Source organism: Candidatus Mesenet endosymbiont of Agriotes lineatus (assembly GCF_964019585.1).
Lineage (GTDB): Bacteria > Pseudomonadota > Alphaproteobacteria > Rickettsiales > Anaplasmataceae > Mesenet.
Window position 1 is genome coordinate 286,384 of the sequence record NZ_OZ026454.1, and the last position, 17,008, is coordinate 303,391.

The following is a 17,008-nucleotide window of genomic DNA, read 5'->3' on the forward strand; positions in this document are numbered from 1 at the left end:
TTACCAGACTATAAGAATGCAATAGTCTTAAGAAAAACAATAAACTATTTATACTTAAAACAGTCTAAGAAAATAATTTAACTTCATTGTAGTTCCATAATTTATATATTGATTGATATGCTATATTAAGTATATAAAATACTACTTAATGTTTTGTAAATCAATTGATGGAAAAATGATTGGCTCAGAAAAAAAGTTTAAAATATTAATAAGACAGCTCTTTGAAGCAGTACATAGTAATAATATAGAAGAAGTGGTGAGAATATTAGGTTTGGGCATGAATGTTAATGTACAAGATAATCTTGGGCAAACTCCCATTTTTTTAGCTGCTTTGTATAATAACTTGTCAATGGTTGAAAAGCTAGCTGAACTTGGCGCTGATCTTGAGGTAAAAGATAACCTTGGATATACAATGTCAAGTAGGATAATGTCAAAAGATAATCTGACTAAAAAAACGTTTAAAAATAAACGATTAGCCATAATAAAAACATTGATAAAATATGGAGTAAAACTTACTACTTATAGTAGGGGCGCCCTTCCAATCCACAGAGCAATTAAAGAAAGGTGTAATTTAAATATAGTAAAAACATTACTTACAGAAGATACTGCCAATGCAAAAGATATTTTTGGACAGGCACCACTGCATATAGCAGTATGGTGTAATCGAATAAACATAGTAAATCTACTAATAAAATATGAACACACTGATATTAACCAAGAAGATGACAAAAAAAATACCCCATTGATGCTGGCAGCTTATCAGAATTTTAGTGATATAGAAAGACTATTATCAACTCATAAAGCTAAACATGAAGCATCAAAAGAGATGAATCCACTGCCATCAACTGTTATGTCCAAGAAGATGGAATCTAAAAATAAGTCAACACACTCATTTAATTATGATTCATATGGCAGCCAAATAAAATATCAAACATTAGAAAATAAAACACATGTGGCTCCTTTTAGACCTATTCTTTTTAATTCAGAATCTAGACACAATATACTCTTTAACTTACCTAGATTTAACATTTTCGAAGCATCTCACCTTAGAATGTTAGATGTAGGTTCACCTGGATCTAGCATCTCTGACGCATCTCAACACAGCACATCAGCAGTTTTAGGTTCACCATCACCCAGCATTTCTGGGTTAATGATAGACCAATTTAAAAGATCATTAAACATAGATTTATCTAGCTCACCTGGATCATATACTATAAGTACCAAGAAGAGAAAATTTAACCATATACTTTCCTATGATCGCTTTCATTAAAAATTAAAGTAATGGAAAAACGACAAATTAAATTGTTTTTTTTAAGATGCTATATGACTTAAAAGATAGGCAACTGAAAAGGCAAGAAAAGAGAGTAAACGAAAAATTCATATTCAGTGTTGGTGGTATAGGTAAGGGGAGATACGGATTTAAAATAACAAATAATAGGTTCCATAAGATGGGTAGAATTTGGTTTAGCAGTTGATGATGCAGATTCTATAATAACTAGATACATCAACTTTTAAAAAAGGAGAAGAAACAAGAAGAATTGAAGGAAATGTAAAAGAACTGAATGAAAAGCATAAAACACAGAAGGAGATAGAAAAAAAAGAAGGAAGCATACCTTAAAAAAACAAAGAAAAGCTAATCCATGGTAAGGAAAAAATTAAATGCTTAAAAAAACAATTAGCTAAAAAATTAGCAAAAATAGAGGAAACAGGAATAAAAATAGAAATAATAGAAGCAAAAATAGAACAAGAGAGAGTAGCAATGGAAGGAAGCAGAAACTAGATCTAAAGCAATTGGAAACATGTTCAGTGAAGTAGCAACAAGAGGAATAGTAGAAAAGGTGGTGAGTTGATCAAAAATTACAAGAATTCTTTATAAATCAGTTCATATCAGTAGTGTTGTATGAAAACTTAAAAAATAAGTTTCAAGATCAGGCTCACAAATGTGTTCAGCTGAGGAAAGAACTAACAGATTGTGAGGTCATTGTTGATCGTGCAGTGGAAAACTCTAAGAAGCTGTCTGCAAAGTATATAGAAAGAAGTAGAGATTTATGATATAAGGGGCATATTTATGGTATGTATTCAAGCGGTATAGGTGATAATGGAAGAGCCATATTTGAACCTAAAAGGACCGGGAAGCCAAGAAAACACAGTATTAGAACTATCATTAATGGAATCCGCTATGTGATGATATCAGTGGAGGCAATTGCCTAAACGTCATGGAAAACAGTTTATAGCTTTGCTTAAAAAATGGTGGAAAATGGCAGATTAGTTAAAAGAGTAAGGTTGGCAAAAATATCTGTAGGAATAATTAATCAGTTAAAACTGCTCAAAAATAGAGACTGACAAAAGGGTATTGTATTGGTCTTGTAATTGCTGTTAAAATTATACCTCTTTATTTCAAGCTAAAGAAAAAGTTACAGAAAGGATATACAGGTAAATTACAAGTTAACAGGATAACAATTACCAAAAAAATGGTTGATACAGAGTTCCAGGTGATTTCTAAACGTTGGATTGTTGCAACTCCAATTTTAGGCGAAGGATTATGAGCACTCTCCTCAAACTTCCAAAGCTAATATTTTCTTTAATATATTATGCTTCATAAATTAGCTCATTTTTAAGACAGGTTCTAAGCTAAAAGTAGCTTACATTGAAAAAGCATTACTTTTACAGCATAATTTATTGATTAGTTTTAGGTAACAATTGTTCCGAACAATCAAAATAATATGTCTTAATCACTTAAAAGGTGTATGTCTGAGGCATCTAAGCCATTTAAAGTTACTGGTATTGTGGACCTAAATGCACTAAAACAAGTAAAAATGCAGGAGTGATATGTAGTATGTCTACTCTTCTAATGGTTGCAAGCGATGTATTGCTTTATGAACATCATGTTTCTAAAGGCGATATAGGCAGATATGATAATTCTCCTCTTGCAATTGGTTCTGCTATTACATTTTTCTTTGGACTATTGGGTTGCATCATTACACCCATTGTAGGTCATAAGTTTTATGATACCTTTAATACAAATTATAACACTGCTGTTACTGATATTGAGCAACCTATTCAGCAGGAGATAAGTAATCACAATCAATTATGATTGTACAGGAAAACTGCAGTGTAAAATGTTTAAAAATTGCAAAAACCAATTATCAACAATAGTGTAGCTTTTTAAGGATTGTAAATATTAAAATATTTTTCCTTTTTTTAGTTTGGAGGGAAGCAATATAATAGAAAGGAGAACTTATTTAGCTATACTTCCTAGACACAACCATTATAGTAAAATTGTACAAAAATGTTTTATTCTTTATTCTAAGGCATATACTATACTTTTTTACTAAGAAGTCTATGAATAAAGAAATAATAGAGCACTTAAATATCTTATTGACACATGAATTAACGTCTATACGTCAGTATTTTTTACACTCAGCAATTTTAAAATCGTGGGGGATAGCAAAGTTAGCTGAAAAAGCAGAACAAGAACTCAATGATGAGGTAACTCATGTAAAGAATATATCAGATAGAATTATGTTTTTAGGAGGTATGCCAAATTTTCAGGATACTAACATTGTATCAACTGAAAATATTGTAAAAGGAGGCAAAACAACAATAAAGGAGATTTTAGAGGTGGATTTAGCATTGGAGGTAAATGGTATTAAAAATTTAAAAGAAGCAATCTCTCTTGCTGAAAACCAAAAAGATTACGCGACTGTTGATTTGCTAGAACATATCCTCGAAGAGGAAGAAGGACATCAAGATTGGATTACAAAACAACTTAAAATTATTGAATTAATAGGTGCTGAAAATTACTTGCAAACACAAATATAATGATGCTTAGTAAGAATACTGTAAACACTATTTTAATTGTATGCTGTCCCTTTATAGTTTTATTTACGCTTGGTACGTGGCAGTTATTTAGGCTTAATTGGAAAAATAACATTATAGCAAAGATGGATATGCCAGCTGTAAAGGTAGAAGGTGGAAGTATTGATGATTTTGCTTATAGAAAAGTTGTAGTAGAGGGGATACTAGCAGGTATTGATTTATATGTTTTTGCTGGAATGAATAGCTATTATGTTTTAACCCCTATGCTTTTAAGCAGTGGACAGTACATATTAGTAAATAAAGGGTTAATTGATAAAAAACAAAAGGAAGTGAATATAAAACCTAAAAAAATAATCATAAATGGCATGTTGTATTGTGATTCGTATAAAGGTATAAATAAACTCATTAAGAATGAAGCTAAAGATGATGTATGGCCATGGCTTGATGCTGAGTCAATATCTAAAGATATGGGGGCAAATTTTAGTCGATGTGTAGTATGGGCGGCAGATAAGTTAAGTGATCACATAGCTCCAACTACACTGCCTAAGCCAAGGAATTATCATATGCAATACATGATTACTTGGTATGTTTTAGCTTTGATATGGCTCATAGTGTGCTATGTAAAAAACAAGAGTAATTTTGCAGTTGACCCTAAACATCACAAAAGCACATAATGTAACTTTAACAAAAATAATTATGGAATTTGTTATTGTAACATTTTACCGTTTTGTAGAACTCTCTAACTATTATGATATGAAAAATAGGTTAGCAGATTTTTGCAAAAACATAGGCCTAAAAGGTACAATCTTATTAGCGGAAGAAGGAATTAATTCTACTATATCAGGAACAAAATCTGCAATTGATGATTTTTTTAAATTCTTAGATCTTGATGACAGGCTATGTAATCTGAAATGGCAGAAAACTTATGCAAGTTTTCAACCTTTTGGTAAAATGAAGGTAAGACTAAAAAAAGAGATAGTAACTTTGGGTATAAGTGACTTATTACCTTCTTTAAAAGGCGAATATATAAAACCTGAAAACTGGGACGATTTTATTTCAAGTCCAGACGTTTACGTTATTGATACGAGAAATGAATACGAAATAAAGCTTGGTAAATTTAGTAATGCCATTAATCCTAATACGCAAAATTTTCGTGATTTTCCTAAGTGGGCTGAATTTTGGATGCAAGATAAATCTAAAAATAAAAGCAAAATAGCGATGTATTGTACCGGTGGTATTAGATGTGAAAAATCGACTGCATATATGACAAGTTTAGGGTTTAAACAGGTCTATCACCTAAAGGGAGGAATTATTAACTATTTAGCAAAAAAGCAAAATAGTAGTAATACCTGGCAAGGTGAGTGTTTTGTCTTTGATGACAGAGTTGTAGTTAGTAACTCTTTACTGCCAAGTGATGAAATAAAATGCGTGTCTTGCGCACAGAAAGTAACAACAGATGAGTTAAAGTCAGTTCCGCATGGGCAAGTTATTTGCTATCATTGCAAATCCTTAAATGTTAATTAAAAAATTTTATTAATTTATAAAAGTATAAAAATTACATTCAAACTCAAAAAAACATTTTCATCTCATACCCCTATAATTAAAAAAAGAAAAATTTAAAATTTGTTTAATTCTGATTTTTTAGAATTCTCTGAATCATTATTTATTTTGATCTTATCTTTCAACCTTTTTCGACCTATTGTTGATTTAGTGCCAATCTGGAGAAAAAGCACGTGTACAACATCAGAGAGAGGAGCGTTTTTAGCCCTTTTCACGGATTCCCACCATGAGAGGACTACCAATTGATAGTTGGAAGCGCTATAGTCGTATGTTTTTAAGCATATGACCACAATGGTATCAATCTTGTTTTAAGAAAAAATCTTAAAATAGCTAAAACTATTCAGTAGGTCGCCAAAGATCCTATTCAATATATTCAGATCTTTTTTTCCTATACATCTGCCACTTCAAAGGCCGCCTCTGCAGCCTCGATCTCTCCAGATTGGCATTCTCTTTATATCATATATATTCACAACCATGGAAGCAAAAAATTTCACTATTTTTTAATTTTCCATATTTTAGAGATATGTTTATTTTTTACTTGCTACGCTCTTACTTTTTACTTGAAGATCAGTTACTTGTGGTTGACACAAGTTCTGCTTCTTACGCATCTTTTCGACTATCATCCCGGCTCTACCCTGACCATTGAAGCAATCATAGGACAAGAAGTTTAAATAATCTCCAGATAAGTCAACATACAAATGGCAGTTATTATAACGCTTAACAATATCAGCACCGTCACGCAAAAGGGCCTTTGCTTTTTTAATAGAAAGATTGTCATTGGCACCAGCAGCAGCTTCTTTAAGATACTCATTAACACATACTACTGATTTGCCAAAAGGTTCAGCAGTGTTATATAATTCAATCAATAGTTCTGCTTTATTGAGATCACCAATATATATTGTATTATGCATACACCCCCCTATTTACAATGATTAACTACAAATAATAAGTTTACTGGAAGTGAATAAAATTGACAATATCTAATCAACTTTTACACTTTATAAATGGTTTACAAGATAAAGAAATGAAGCATCACGAGTATCACTTATTAAACCCAAGTCCATGGCCGTTAACTATATCCGCGTCAATATTAGTGCTTGTGCTAGGTTTGACTACAACTTTGCATAAGTGGCAGTTCGGTGAAGCTACTTTAATAGTAGGGCTAATGCTCCTGGCAACAGTTTTATATTTTTGGTGGAAAGACGTAACTAAAGAAGGGATAGTGGATAAAGCCCATACTGATCCTGTAAGGAGAGGTTTTAAAATAGGTATGGCAGTTCTAATTCTATCAGAAATAATGTTTTTTGTAGCATTTTTTTGTTCATTCTTTAGAGCATGGTTAGACCCAGTATACGTTTTTGCAGATTTGTCACCTATAAAAAGGCTGGCCTGGCCGCCAGAAGGAGTAGTAACTCCTGATCCATGGTCAATACCATTTATGAATACTCTAATTCTTTTACTTTCGGGTACAACTATTAACGCTTCTCATTATTACCTTTTAAAAAATGAGCAAAAAAGCATGATAAAAATGTTGGGCATTACCATTTTGCTCGGAATGTTGTTTGTTGCTGTTCAGGGGATAGAATATTATGAAGCGAAGTTTTCATTAAAAGAAGCAGGGGAGCATTTGATATACTCATCCAATTTTTATATGATGACAGGTTTTCACTGTGTGCATGTTATAGTTGGAATTATCTTTTTAATTGTCTGCTGGTTTAGAGCGAAAAGGGCTCATTTTACATCTGAACATCACTTGTGTTTTGAATTTGCTGCATGGTATTGGCATTTTGTTGACGTAGTATGGATTCTTTTATTTATCTTTTTATACTGGCTTAGTATATAAAATTTTGAGGAAAATATTAGGAATAGACCCAGGCATAAGGAACACAGGTTGGAGTGTAATAACTTTAGAAGAGTATAATATTAAACTGATAGGAAATGGTTCTATTTCAATAGATAGTAGGCTCAACACTAATGATCGATTGTTTAAACTCTTCTGTAAGTTAAATAAAATAATTAAAGACTTCTCCCCAAATGAAGCTGCAATTGAGGAAATTTTTATAAACAAAAACCCTAAGTCTTCAATTACTTTATGTTATGCTAGAGGAATAGCACTTCTTTCATTAACAGTGGCAAAATTAAGTATAACTGAATATAAAGCAAACTTTGTTAAAAAAAGCATTACGGGAAATGGCCATGCTGATAAAAAACAAGTAATGTATATGGTTAAACAAATAACACAAAACTCAGATATAAAGTGTCATAATAGTTCTGACGCCACGGCAGTTGCAATTTGCCATGCTTACAGTAAGAGAAAAATTAGCTAGTTTTTTTATAAACTATACTGCTATTTTATAGCAAAGATATCTACCAAGTTTTATTTAACTTCTATACCTAACCCAATTTCCTAATTCTTGAACACAAAATTGATAGCAGCGTTAATATCAGGCCAAAAGGTTGGTAGTGTTTTTCTCACAGCGTGTTTAATGACAAACCAAATATGGGGTTCAGATCCGGCGAATATGGAGGTAAAAACAGCGCTCTACATCCAGCTTCTTCAATTTTGTTTTTATGGATTTATCAAGTACTATAATTTGTCCGGGTTTTAATACTGGAACTAGAATATTTTCGATATAAGCCTCAAAAATTTCACTACCTGCAAAAACCATTAGCTTGGTTTAAAGCTCCCTAATTCTTTTAAATGCTGGTCTATTGTAAGTGGTAACTTGACCATCTACATATTCTATGCCACCCACTATCCAACAATATATTAAAAAGCTATTCCAAGAATTTGAACAATTAAAAAAAAGATATTTGGGCTGTTACTGTTGGTAATGTAAATTCTACAGATGTACAGCAATATATTGAAGAGCAAGCAGTTCATATTTAACATCTCTGAATTTTAAAACTTGCTTTATAAGCTTTAGCTCATACCACCAGCTTTAGCTGGTGGTAATTGATCATGTTTTTGCAGGTAATATAGGCTCTGTGCACAGCCATGAAATTCAAAAATCCCATAAAAACCATTTATCGAATCTGCAAAAAATCCTGCTGAAATTTTTTATTTTTCCGAATTACTTGTACAATCATTGCACTTTCCTGTTGGAGGAATTTGCATTTCTTGTTTTTAAGACTGGCTACAAAAGCATATAGCAATTATCAGCTACTACAGTGGAAACATTTTTAATCAGATTTCGTTCTTTTGTCCTGACGTTAGGGTAAATTTTAGGGGCTTGATCTTCAGTTATATCCAAGTGTGAGATCGGACTATTGTCCTGCTTTTTAAGAATGCAAAAATTTGTTCCTATTTTGTCTCTTATATGTATTCAGTCCATATTAATTCACGTTTTATATTTTATCTTATATAGCTGTTCACAGAGCCTAGTGGAAATGCCTTGTATAAGCAGGTGCTATAAACAAAATATTGGACTATGCAAATTGGGCTTTTTGATATCTTATTTTCCAACAGATTGAAAATTCAGTTGACGTAGTTTGTTATGTGTTGCCATTTTTGACAGAATTAAATTCTAGATGAGATGACATTAGTTATCTAACAGTTTGCGAATTTATAACAAAATAGGTCAGTAAAAAGGCTTTAGGTATTTCTTAAAACAGCTAAAATATTTTTAGCTTTCTACTCTAGATTATTAGAGGGTAAACTAATGGAATTATTTTTCCTTTGCATAAAACTTACCTTTCTCTCAAGGCCCTTTCAAAAGATGTAATTATTGGTGTTGCTAAATATAAAAAAGGAGTACGAGATTGGGTTATAATATAGACTTCAGCTGGCATACCTGGATATAAATAAACATTTTTTAGTTGTGACAGTTCTTTTTTAGGTATCACAACACGTACCAGATAATAACGAAAACCGTTTGGTTCGCTTAAAGCATCAGCAGAAACTTGGCTGACTACACCTTTAATTAAGCCAACACGGCGGCTACTGTAAGCACTTAAACGCACTTTTACTTCTAGTCCCTGCACACCATCTATATTTACTGTATGATCACCTTTTTTTTGTGCTGAAAGTATTTCTTCTATGTTCCTTGTCTGAATCTTAGAATCTACAATCAACTCATCATCCATTGGAATTATATCCATAATTGGTGCACCTGGTGGTACCACTCCTCCTTCAGTATGATATTTTAAACCAGTAACTGTGCCATCTTCCGGTGCTTTAATTACTGTACGTTTTAATATATCCTCTGCCATCATCAATCTTTCTCTTAAGTCAGAAATAACAGTATTGACCTCTTTTAGTTCAGCATTTGCATTGTCCTGAATTTTGTTATTTATGTTCATAATTTCAAGCTCATTTTCACCTACCTTCTGATGAACTTGTGATATCAAGGAATTATATTGACCAATCCTACCTTCAGCTTCAGCAAACTGTTTTTCCAATGTAAGAATAAAAGGCCTACTAATGTGACCACTATCGAGTAATTTTCTTTTTGTTTCTAATTCTTCTTTGATAAATCCATATTGCTTATTTGCCGCGTCCAATTGAGAAGATAAACCTTCTAATTCATTACGCAGTTGCTTTATTCTTTGGTCCAATATGTCAATCTGCCCAAGCATGGTTTTTTTATAAGAATTAAATAGTCTTTCTTGAGCATTAACAACTTTATGCACAGTCTCTTTGCTTAATAAGGTAGCAATTTCATCAGGAAAATTTATATGATCTAAATTATCACGTATAGCAAGTAACCTTGCTTCTGTAGCCAGAGAATTTAAAAGTTTCTCCCTTATTATGCCTAAATTTGCTTTTGCAGAAACATCACTAAAATATATTAAATGATCACCCTTTTTAACCGTTTGACCCTCTTGTACAAGTATTTTGTCTACTATGCCGCCCTCTAAATGCTGAATGGTTTTCTTATGAGAGAATAAAACAACCTCTCCTGGAGCTATTACAGCTCCATCAAGTTTTGCAAAGAAAGACCAAAACCCACCTATTCCAAAAAATATTAGCATAATTACAGAACCCGTAACTAATGGCCCCCAAGTGACTCTTAGCACTTCGTTCGTTTTATTATTACCTTCTCGCTTTAGAATAAAATTTATTATTGCATCAATCAGTAGAAACGATTTATCAAGAAATTTGGGGTATTTTTTATCTGAATTGTTTTTTACTTCAAAGGACCCATGACCAAGGAGCTTAGGAACAGAAAGCTCAGCATTAGCAAAAATTCCACCTAAATACTTTTTAAATTTTTGGAGCATACGTTTTAAAATATTAAAAAATCAGAAGGAGTGTAACATACGATTATAAAAAAGCTATGATCTAAAACTAGAAAATATACTACCGAAATAGCAAAATTAAATGTATTTTAACTATAATTTATAATCTGGTTATCTCTTACAGTAAAAAATTCAAAAGATTCTTTGTGTCCCAAAAAATTTTGATCGTTTACATCACTTATCCAAGTTTGACAGCCTACATCTAATATTTCTTCTAATATTGCACCTCTGTACTGTTTATCCAAATAAGACATAACATCATCAAGCAAAAGGATGGGAGATGTATACCTAGCTCTTACACTTGCCATTACCGTTGAGAGTAATAACAATTTTTGCTCTCCAGTAGAGCATAAGTTAGATGCTAGTTGTTTTTGCTGATGAGAAATCTGAAAATTATCATTGTGCACACCAAAACTAACGTGATTACATAGCGAGTCCTTTTTTCTACTTTGTCTTAGGCAATTTTTATAATGAGATACAATTTTATCAAAACCTTTTTCTTTTGGTAGCTGAGTGGTTAATTGCAAATTTGCCTTTGGTAAAAAGCCAGACAAATCTTGATTAATTGTTTCTTGTAGCACCTGTAAAACAGAAAACCTCATCAGCGAAATATGAGTGCCACAACCAGCCATTATATCTTCTAAACCAGTAAGCCAACCATCATCTAATATATTTTCTTTAAGTAATTTACTCCTCTCACTTTTAGCTCGTCTGTATTTTATAAAATACAATGCATATTTTTCTTTGAATGTAGAAACTATTCTATCAAAAAATTTTAACCGTGTGCCAGGACCTTTAAGGAGTATGTAGTCCATTTGCGGAGCAAACCATATCACGTTTGACAATTCATTTAGCAAAGAGTAGTTTGACTGTATTTTTCCATTTATATTTATTAACTTCCTATCTTGTTTGCTGGCAATTCCAATAGAATTTAAGTTATTACCATCAAAAAAATCGTAGTGAACTACCCAATTTATATTTGTGCCACTGTTACACATTTCATTAGCATTTGCACTTCTTATTCCCTTACCTTTTGATAAAAGAGAGATAGCTTCGAGTATATTAGTTTTACCTACGCCATTGTTACCAACAATTACAACAGAGTGCCCATCACAGTTCAACTCAGAGTTTAGATAGTTACGAAAATTATATAATTTTAAACTTTTTACACAGCAAACTAGAGGAGTTTTAAGCACCATAACATTATTGCTTTTTGTACATGGAGTCTATTTTCTGCTTCATCAAGTATAAATGAGTTTGGGCCGTCTATAACTTCAGCTGTCACCTCTTTTCCCCTGTAAGCAGGAAGACAATGTAGAAAGATAAAATCATTCTTAGCTAAGGATAATAATTCTTTATTTACTTGGTAACTAGAAAACATTGCATAGTTTGCATTATTTTCGTTACCCATAGAGACCCAACTATCAGTAACAATTAAATCTGTACCAGGCGCCGCTTCTTTTGGATCTTCATACCATAAAACATCACTATTTTGTTTTTTAGCCCAAATTAATGGCTGATAGTCAAGTATAGCTTCCTTAGGAGAAGATACCCTAAGTTTAAAACCTAAAATAGCAGCAGCGTGTATCCATGAAGTTAAAACATTATTACAATCCCCAACCCAAAGTACTGTGCCATTTTCAATAGAACCTTTTTTTTCTTCATAAGTCATAATATCAGCCATAATCTGACAGGGGTGGCTATAATCAGTTAAACCATTTATTACAGGTACCTCAGAGTATTTATCTAATTCTTCCAAAAAAGAGTGCTGATAGCACCTGATTGCTATAGTATCAACATATCTAGAAAGCACTTTAGCTGTATCATAGACGCTTTCACCACGACTTAATTGCATATTATTATTATGCAAAACTATCACATTTCCACCAAGTTGATTAACTCCCACTTCAAACGAAACTCGAGTGCGTGTTGAAGGTTTTTCAAAGATCATAGCAAGCTGTTTGCCAGTTAGGGAGTTTTTGTACCTTTCAGGATTTTTCTTAATGGCAATTGCACTGTCTAATATACGTCTTAGATCTTCTTTTTTGTGTAAATTAAGATCTATAAAGCTATTTGACATTACATTTTTACAATAGAAATGAAAAAAAATAATGTAACTAATATGAGTAAAATCACAAGTAGAAAATAGTTTTTACGTTTTTGCTTTTTGTGAAGCTGAGAAAAAGTCATATAACAACTAAAATATTGAGAACAATATTATACAGGCAAAAAGAGCAAAAAGGTAAGAAATCGAGTAGGAAAACATTCGTCTACAAGAGGAATCATCTTTAAGTATTAAAACCCGCACTGCTTTCCATAAGAACATAGAGCCTAGTAAAATTGCACATACTAAATAGGGTAATGCTCTTTGAAGGAAAAATACGGGAAGCAAGCTTACCAAAATCAATAGCACGCTGTATACCAATATATATATCCTAGTTTTTTGAGTACCATAAACAACAGGAAACATTGGAATATGAGCCTTACTATATTCCTCACATCTAATCAAAGATAAAGACCAAAAGTGTGGTGGCGTCCACATAAATATTATAACAAACAATATCATGCTTACTGGATCTATCAAGCCAGTTACAGATGACCAACCAATCATAGGAGGAAAAGCACCGGCAGCACCACCTATAACAATATTATGTGGAGTACGCCTTTTTAGCCATATAGTATATATAAAAACATAGAATAAAATACTTATTGCAAGCAAAATTGCTGAGATATAGTTAACTGCAAATGCCATCATAAAAACAGATAGAATTCCGAGCATAATGCCAAATTCAAGTGCATTATCTGGCGCAATATTACCAAAGGGTATAGGCCTATTTTTTGTTCTTTCCATGAGCCCATCTATATCATGATCATACCACATATTAATTGCTCCTGCTGCACCTGAACCTAAAGCTACAGACAGTATAGATATAAATGCTAAAAAAGGATGGATTGTACCTGGAGCAGCAGCCATACCAGCTATTGCAGTAAAAACTACTAAGTACATAATTCTTGGTTTTAATAGGCACCAATAATCAGTTATGCAAGAATTCACGTTATATGATAAAACATTCGTTTGCATCACTCTATTTTTGGTAGTTTCTCAAAAGTATGAAACGGAGCAGGTGATGGAATTGTCCACTCTAAAGTGTCACCTCCCCATGGATTGCTAGGAGCCTTTTCACCTTTAACTAAAAGATGCACTACTATGTAGATAAAAAATAAAACTGATGCAAATGATATAAACGCACCAATAGATGATACATAATTCCAAGGGATAAATGCATCTGGGTAATCAGGTATACGCCTTGGCATACCTGCTAAACCTAAAAAGTGCTGAGGTAAAAAAGTAATGTTAGTACCAATAAAAGTAAGCCAAAAATGAATTTTACCTAAGATCTCACTATATTGCTTGCCTGATATTTTTCCAATCCAATAATAAAACGCAGCATAAGCAGCAAATAAAGCTCCTAAGGACATAATGTAATGAAAATGCGCTACAACGTAGTAAGTATCATGCATTAGCTTATTGATGCTACCATGTGATAAAACTATACCAGTTATTCCACCACCAACAAAAACAAATAAAAACCCTAATGCAAAAAGCATAGGTGTTTTAAACTCAATTGCACCACCCCACATAGTTGCAATCCAACTAAATACTTTTATTCCAGTAAGCACACCTATAAATATTGTTGAAGTGCTAAAGAATATCACCGCTTCAGTGCTAAGACCAACAGTAAACATGTGATGAGCCCATACTAAAAAACCTAAGGTTGCTATACCAATCATTGCGTAGATCATGCCTAGATAACCAAAGATAGGCTTATGAGAAAAAGTGGATATGACTTGACTAATAATGCCAAACCCTGGGAAGATCACTACATAAACTTCTGGATGACCAAAAAACCAAAATAAATGCTGAAATAACACTGGATCACCACCACCTGCTGGCTCAAAAAATGCAGTACCAAAATTACGATCAGTGAGCAGCATAGTAATAGCTCCTGCTAAAACTGGCAAAGCAATTATAAGCATAAAAGCTGTAAGCAAAATAGACCAAACAAATAAAGGCATTTTATGTAAAGTCATTCCAGGGGTGCGCATATTAAATATAGTAACGATAAAATTAATAGCACCAACAATTGAGGAAATTCCAGCAACATGAAGTGCAAATATTGCTAAATCAACAGCAGCACTAGGGTGAGAATTAACCTGTGATAATGGTGGATATAAGGTCCAGCCAGTACCAGCTCCTTCGCCAACGAATACAGACATAACAAGTAAAATAAAAGATGACACAAGCAGCCAAAAGCTTAAATTATTCATACGTGGAAAAGCCATATCTGGTGCACCAATCATAAGGGGAACAAACCAATTACCAAAACCACCCATTAGAGCTGGCATAATCATAAAAAACACCATGACTAAAGCATGGCCTGTAACTACCACATTATATAGTTGATAGTTATCACCAAAGATGTTTATGTGCATAAGTTGCATGCGAAAAATCAAAGATAAAGCACCACCTATCACTCCAGCAAAGATGGAAAAAATAATATATAAAGTACCTATATCTTTATGATTTGTTGAAAACAACCAGCGCTTAAAGCCTTTTGGTATATCACTCATGCTACATCCTCTCCGGTTAGTTTACTAATAGATTGGAATTCAATCCACCTCTTAAAATCTTCCTTACTTACAGCTTGAACAACAATTGGCATAAAACCATGACCCCTGCCACATAATTCAGAGCACTGTCCATAATAAATTCCTTCTTTTTTAATATTAAACCATGCTTCGTTTAATCTCCCAGGTACAGCATCAAGTTTTATACCAAAAGCAGGAACAGCAAAGCTGTGTATTACATCACCAGCTGTAACTTGCAAACGAATATTTGTGTCAATTGGTAAAACAACATGATGATCAACTGTAAGCAGCCTTGGCTCTCCAGGCAGCAGATCAGAGTCTTGTTTCATATAGCTATCAAAGGCAACGCCATCATATTCAGGGTATCTATAACCCCAGTACCACTGATAACCGATAGCTTTAAGTGTAAGTTCAGTTTTAGGAATTTTTTCCTGCAGCTTTACAAGCCTTACGTTACTTACAGTCAATATAGCAACAATAAATAGAGGAACAACTGTCCAAGTAATTTCAAGAACAGTGCTGTGCGATTTTTTGCTAGCTTGCACGTTTTCTTTCTTGCGAAAACGCAGCATTATATAACCAAGTAAAAGGCATATAAACCCAAATACTGCAAACATCACAAGCATAACAAAAGAGTGCGACTTATCCGTCACTTCCATCAGCTCTGTTGCAGCAGGTTGAAACCCAATCTGCCAAGGCATAGGAGCAGCATAAGAGTTGATTGCATGTAAAGAAAAATATAGAAAAAGAAATAATTTAATAAAAATCATATTTTTTTACCAGTTAACTTTTTTATATTATTAAGATAAGAAAAAAGCAAGAAATAATATTTATGTTAAATATTATACCTTTTATCTAGTTTAAATTAAATAATTAGTATATATCTAAAAATAATCCAGGTTAAAAGTGGCTAATAAAATTTTTAAATTTATTCTATAGGATCTGAAAAGGGAGATATAAGTACAAAAGATATAACAAATATATCTTCTTACAATACAATTTCACAGTAGACACGGTACAGGAGATTTTTTACAATATCTTCAAAACTTTGTAAGCGATATTTGAAGAAGTTTAATACTTTTTTCGATGGACGTTTTTTATTCAATACCCTTATCAATATTCTTCATAAAAGCTATTGTTAACTAAGGCATGTCCCTAAAGTTGAATAAAAGAAGAAAAGCAATTAAGCTAAAAAAATGAATAGATTTGTGATTACAGAAGAGATGTGAAAAAAGCCAAAACCAAAATTTAGAATTTGGATTTTAAGAACAGGAGCACCATCGACCATATTCATATGGAAAAGTGTTTATAATCGGTATTATAATTTGGCTAAAAAAGATTCTAGAAAAAAAAGATACGAATGGAATATCCACTATAGCATAGTAGTGGTGGGAAAAATGGAATTGTACTAAAATTCATATAAAAGTTGATGCATTTGATTAAAAAATCAGTGATAACAAATTAAGTTTAATTAATTGATTATGTGAATATTTAATTGCAGATATAGGGTATGACAGTTTAGAGAAATACTTAAAAATTCAGGAATTTATACCGAACAGAAAAAATAGAAAACATCCATATGAATGCGATTTTACGAAAATTGTAGTTCAATAAAATGAAACAATTCAGAGAACAAGATATTGTAAAACTATTCTAATGTTTATTTAACGCTAGTAGCTATTTTTTATTGGTTTAGGTAAACTCTGTGAACAGCTATATAAGATAAAATATAAAACGT

Annotated in this window: 17 protein-coding genes; 9 read left to right on the forward strand and 8 right to left on the reverse strand. The window is 32.4% G+C overall.

Annotation, left to right across the window (positions count from 1 at the left end; all coding sequences use genetic code 11):
- Positions 1-148: 148 nt before the first annotated feature.
- The 7 genes from AACL19_RS01380 (at position 149) to AACL19_RS01410 (ending at position 5,343) form a co-directional block, all read left to right on the forward strand.
- Positions 149-1,270, forward strand: a complete 1,122-nt coding sequence (locus AACL19_RS01380; protein WP_339046083.1) for an ankyrin repeat domain-containing protein — start codon at positions 149-151, stop codon at positions 1,268-1,270.
- A gap of 46 nt (positions 1,271-1,316) precedes the next feature.
- Positions 1,317-1,475, forward strand: coding sequence for a hypothetical protein (locus tag AACL19_RS01385; RefSeq protein ID WP_339046085.1), 159 nt, complete (start codon positions 1,317-1,319; stop codon positions 1,473-1,475).
- Positions 1,476-1,896: 421 nt separating this feature from the next.
- Complete coding sequence (locus AACL19_RS01390; RefSeq protein WP_339046087.1) at positions 1,897-2,052, forward strand: hypothetical protein; 156 nt, start codon at positions 1,897-1,899, stop codon at positions 2,050-2,052.
- A gap of 784 nt (positions 2,053-2,836) precedes the next feature.
- Complete coding sequence (locus AACL19_RS01395) at positions 2,837-3,094, forward strand: hypothetical protein (protein WP_339046089.1); 258 nt, start codon at positions 2,837-2,839, stop codon at positions 3,092-3,094.
- A 248-nt stretch (positions 3,095-3,342) separates the two neighbouring features.
- Positions 3,343-3,822 carry a bacterioferritin gene (bfr, locus tag AACL19_RS01400; RefSeq protein ID WP_339046091.1) on the forward strand — a complete coding sequence of 160 codons (480 nt, stop codon included), beginning with the start codon at positions 3,343-3,345 and terminating at the stop codon, positions 3,820-3,822.
- Positions 3,822-4,493, forward strand: coding sequence for an SURF1 family protein (locus tag AACL19_RS01405; RefSeq protein ID WP_339046093.1), 672 nt, complete (start codon positions 3,822-3,824; stop codon positions 4,491-4,493). The genes bfr and AACL19_RS01405 overlap by 1 nt, the downstream gene beginning before the upstream one ends.
- A 22-nt stretch (positions 4,494-4,515) precedes the next feature.
- Positions 4,516-5,343: a rhodanese-related sulfurtransferase gene (locus AACL19_RS01410; RefSeq protein ID WP_339046095.1), complete on the forward strand. Its 828-nt coding sequence runs from the start codon at positions 4,516-4,518 to the stop codon at positions 5,341-5,343.
- Positions 5,344-5,435: 92 nt separating this feature from the next.
- Here AACL19_RS01410 and AACL19_RS01415 read toward each other — a convergent pair whose 3' ends face one another.
- Positions 5,436-5,594 (reverse strand): hypothetical protein, encoded by a 159-nt coding sequence (locus AACL19_RS01415; RefSeq protein ID WP_339046097.1) that lies wholly within the window; start codon positions 5,592-5,594, stop codon positions 5,436-5,438.
- A 312-nt stretch (positions 5,595-5,906) separates the two neighbouring features.
- Positions 5,907-6,290 (reverse strand): hypothetical protein, encoded by a 384-nt coding sequence (locus AACL19_RS01420; protein WP_339046099.1) that lies wholly within the window; start codon positions 6,288-6,290, stop codon positions 5,907-5,909.
- A gap of 113 nt (positions 6,291-6,403) precedes the next feature.
- Between AACL19_RS01420 and AACL19_RS01425 the strand changes: the two genes are divergently transcribed.
- Both AACL19_RS01425 and ruvC read left to right on the forward strand, forming a co-directional pair.
- Entirely contained in the window at positions 6,404-7,222 is an 819-nt protein-coding gene (locus AACL19_RS01425; RefSeq protein ID WP_339046625.1) for a cytochrome c oxidase subunit 3, read from the forward strand.
- A 4-nt stretch (positions 7,223-7,226) separates the two neighbouring features.
- On the forward strand, positions 7,227-7,706 hold the full coding sequence (gene ruvC / locus AACL19_RS01430; RefSeq protein ID WP_339046100.1) for a crossover junction endodeoxyribonuclease RuvC: 480 nt from the start codon (positions 7,227-7,229) through the stop codon (positions 7,704-7,706).
- Positions 7,707-9,069: 1,363 nt separating this feature from the next.
- Here ruvC and AACL19_RS01440 read toward each other — a convergent pair.
- The 6 genes from AACL19_RS01440 to coxB all read right to left on the reverse strand — a co-directional run bounded on the left by AACL19_RS01440 (position 9,070) and on the right by coxB (position 16,040).
- A complete protein-coding gene (locus AACL19_RS01440) occupies positions 9,070-10,602 on the reverse strand; it encodes an HlyD family type I secretion periplasmic adaptor subunit (protein ID WP_339046102.1) in 1,533 nt (510 codons plus the stop codon).
- Positions 10,603-10,709: 107 nt separating this feature from the next.
- On the reverse strand, positions 10,710-11,819 hold the full coding sequence (gene recF, locus AACL19_RS01445) for a DNA replication/repair protein RecF (protein ID WP_339046104.1): 1,110 nt from the start codon (positions 11,817-11,819) through the stop codon (positions 10,710-10,712).
- A complete protein-coding gene (argF, locus tag AACL19_RS01450; protein WP_339046106.1) occupies positions 11,798-12,700 on the reverse strand; it encodes an ornithine carbamoyltransferase in 903 nt (300 codons plus the stop codon). Before argF ends, recF begins: the two co-directional genes overlap by 22 nt.
- A 117-nt stretch (positions 12,701-12,817) precedes the next feature.
- The gene (gene cyoE, locus AACL19_RS01455; RefSeq protein ID WP_339046109.1) at positions 12,818-13,702 is read right to left on the reverse strand and encodes a heme o synthase; all 885 of its coding nucleotides are present in this window, start codon (positions 13,700-13,702) and stop codon (positions 12,818-12,820) included.
- A complete protein-coding gene (gene ctaD / locus AACL19_RS01460) occupies positions 13,702-15,252 on the reverse strand; it encodes a cytochrome c oxidase subunit I (RefSeq protein ID WP_339046111.1) in 1,551 nt (516 codons plus the stop codon). Before ctaD ends, cyoE begins: the two co-directional genes overlap by 1 nt.
- A complete protein-coding gene (gene coxB, locus AACL19_RS01465) occupies positions 15,249-16,040 on the reverse strand; it encodes a cytochrome c oxidase subunit II (RefSeq protein WP_339046113.1) in 792 nt (263 codons plus the stop codon). Before coxB ends, ctaD begins: the two co-directional genes overlap by 4 nt.
- Positions 16,041-17,008: the final 968 nt, after the last annotated feature.

Excerpts from the sequence above, each read along its gene's own strand:
- AACL19_RS01410 (WP_339046095.1), top strand. The coding sequence starts at position 4,516 with ATGGAATTTGTTATTGTAACATTTTACCGTTTTGTAGAACTCTCTAAC.
- coxB (WP_339046113.1), bottom strand. The coding sequence starts at position 16,040 with ATGATTTTTATTAAATTATTTCTTTTTCTATATTTTTCTTTACATGCA.
- bfr (WP_339046091.1), top strand. The coding sequence starts at position 3,343 with ATGAATAAAGAAATAATAGAGCACTTAAATATCTTATTGACACATGAA.
- argF (WP_339046106.1), bottom strand. The coding sequence starts at position 12,700 with ATGTCAAATAGCTTTATAGATCTTAATTTACACAAAAAAGAAGATCTA.
- ctaD (WP_339046111.1), bottom strand. The coding sequence starts at position 15,252 with ATGAGTGATATACCAAAAGGCTTTAAGCGCTGGTTGTTTTCAACAAAT.
- AACL19_RS01420 (WP_339046099.1), bottom strand. The coding sequence starts at position 6,290 with ATGCATAATACAATATATATTGGTGATCTCAATAAAGCAGAACTATTG.
- cyoE (WP_339046109.1), bottom strand. The coding sequence starts at position 13,702 with ATGCAAACGAATGTTTTATCATATAACGTGAATTCTTGCATAACTGAT.
- recF (WP_339046104.1), bottom strand. The coding sequence starts at position 11,819 with ATGGTGCTTAAAACTCCTCTAGTTTGCTGTGTAAAAAGTTTAAAATTA.
- AACL19_RS01380 (WP_339046083.1), top strand. The coding sequence starts at position 149 with ATGTTTTGTAAATCAATTGATGGAAAAATGATTGGCTCAGAAAAAAAG.
- AACL19_RS01405 (WP_339046093.1), top strand. The coding sequence starts at position 3,822 with ATGATGCTTAGTAAGAATACTGTAAACACTATTTTAATTGTATGCTGT.
- AACL19_RS01440 (WP_339046102.1), bottom strand. The coding sequence starts at position 10,602 with ATGCTCCAAAAATTTAAAAAGTATTTAGGTGGAATTTTTGCTAATGCT.
- AACL19_RS01425 (WP_339046625.1), top strand. The coding sequence starts at position 6,404 with ATGAAGCATCACGAGTATCACTTATTAAACCCAAGTCCATGGCCGTTA.
- AACL19_RS01395 (WP_339046089.1), top strand. The coding sequence starts at position 2,837 with ATGTCTACTCTTCTAATGGTTGCAAGCGATGTATTGCTTTATGAACAT.
- AACL19_RS01385 (WP_339046085.1), top strand. The coding sequence starts at position 1,317 with ATGCTATATGACTTAAAAGATAGGCAACTGAAAAGGCAAGAAAAGAGA.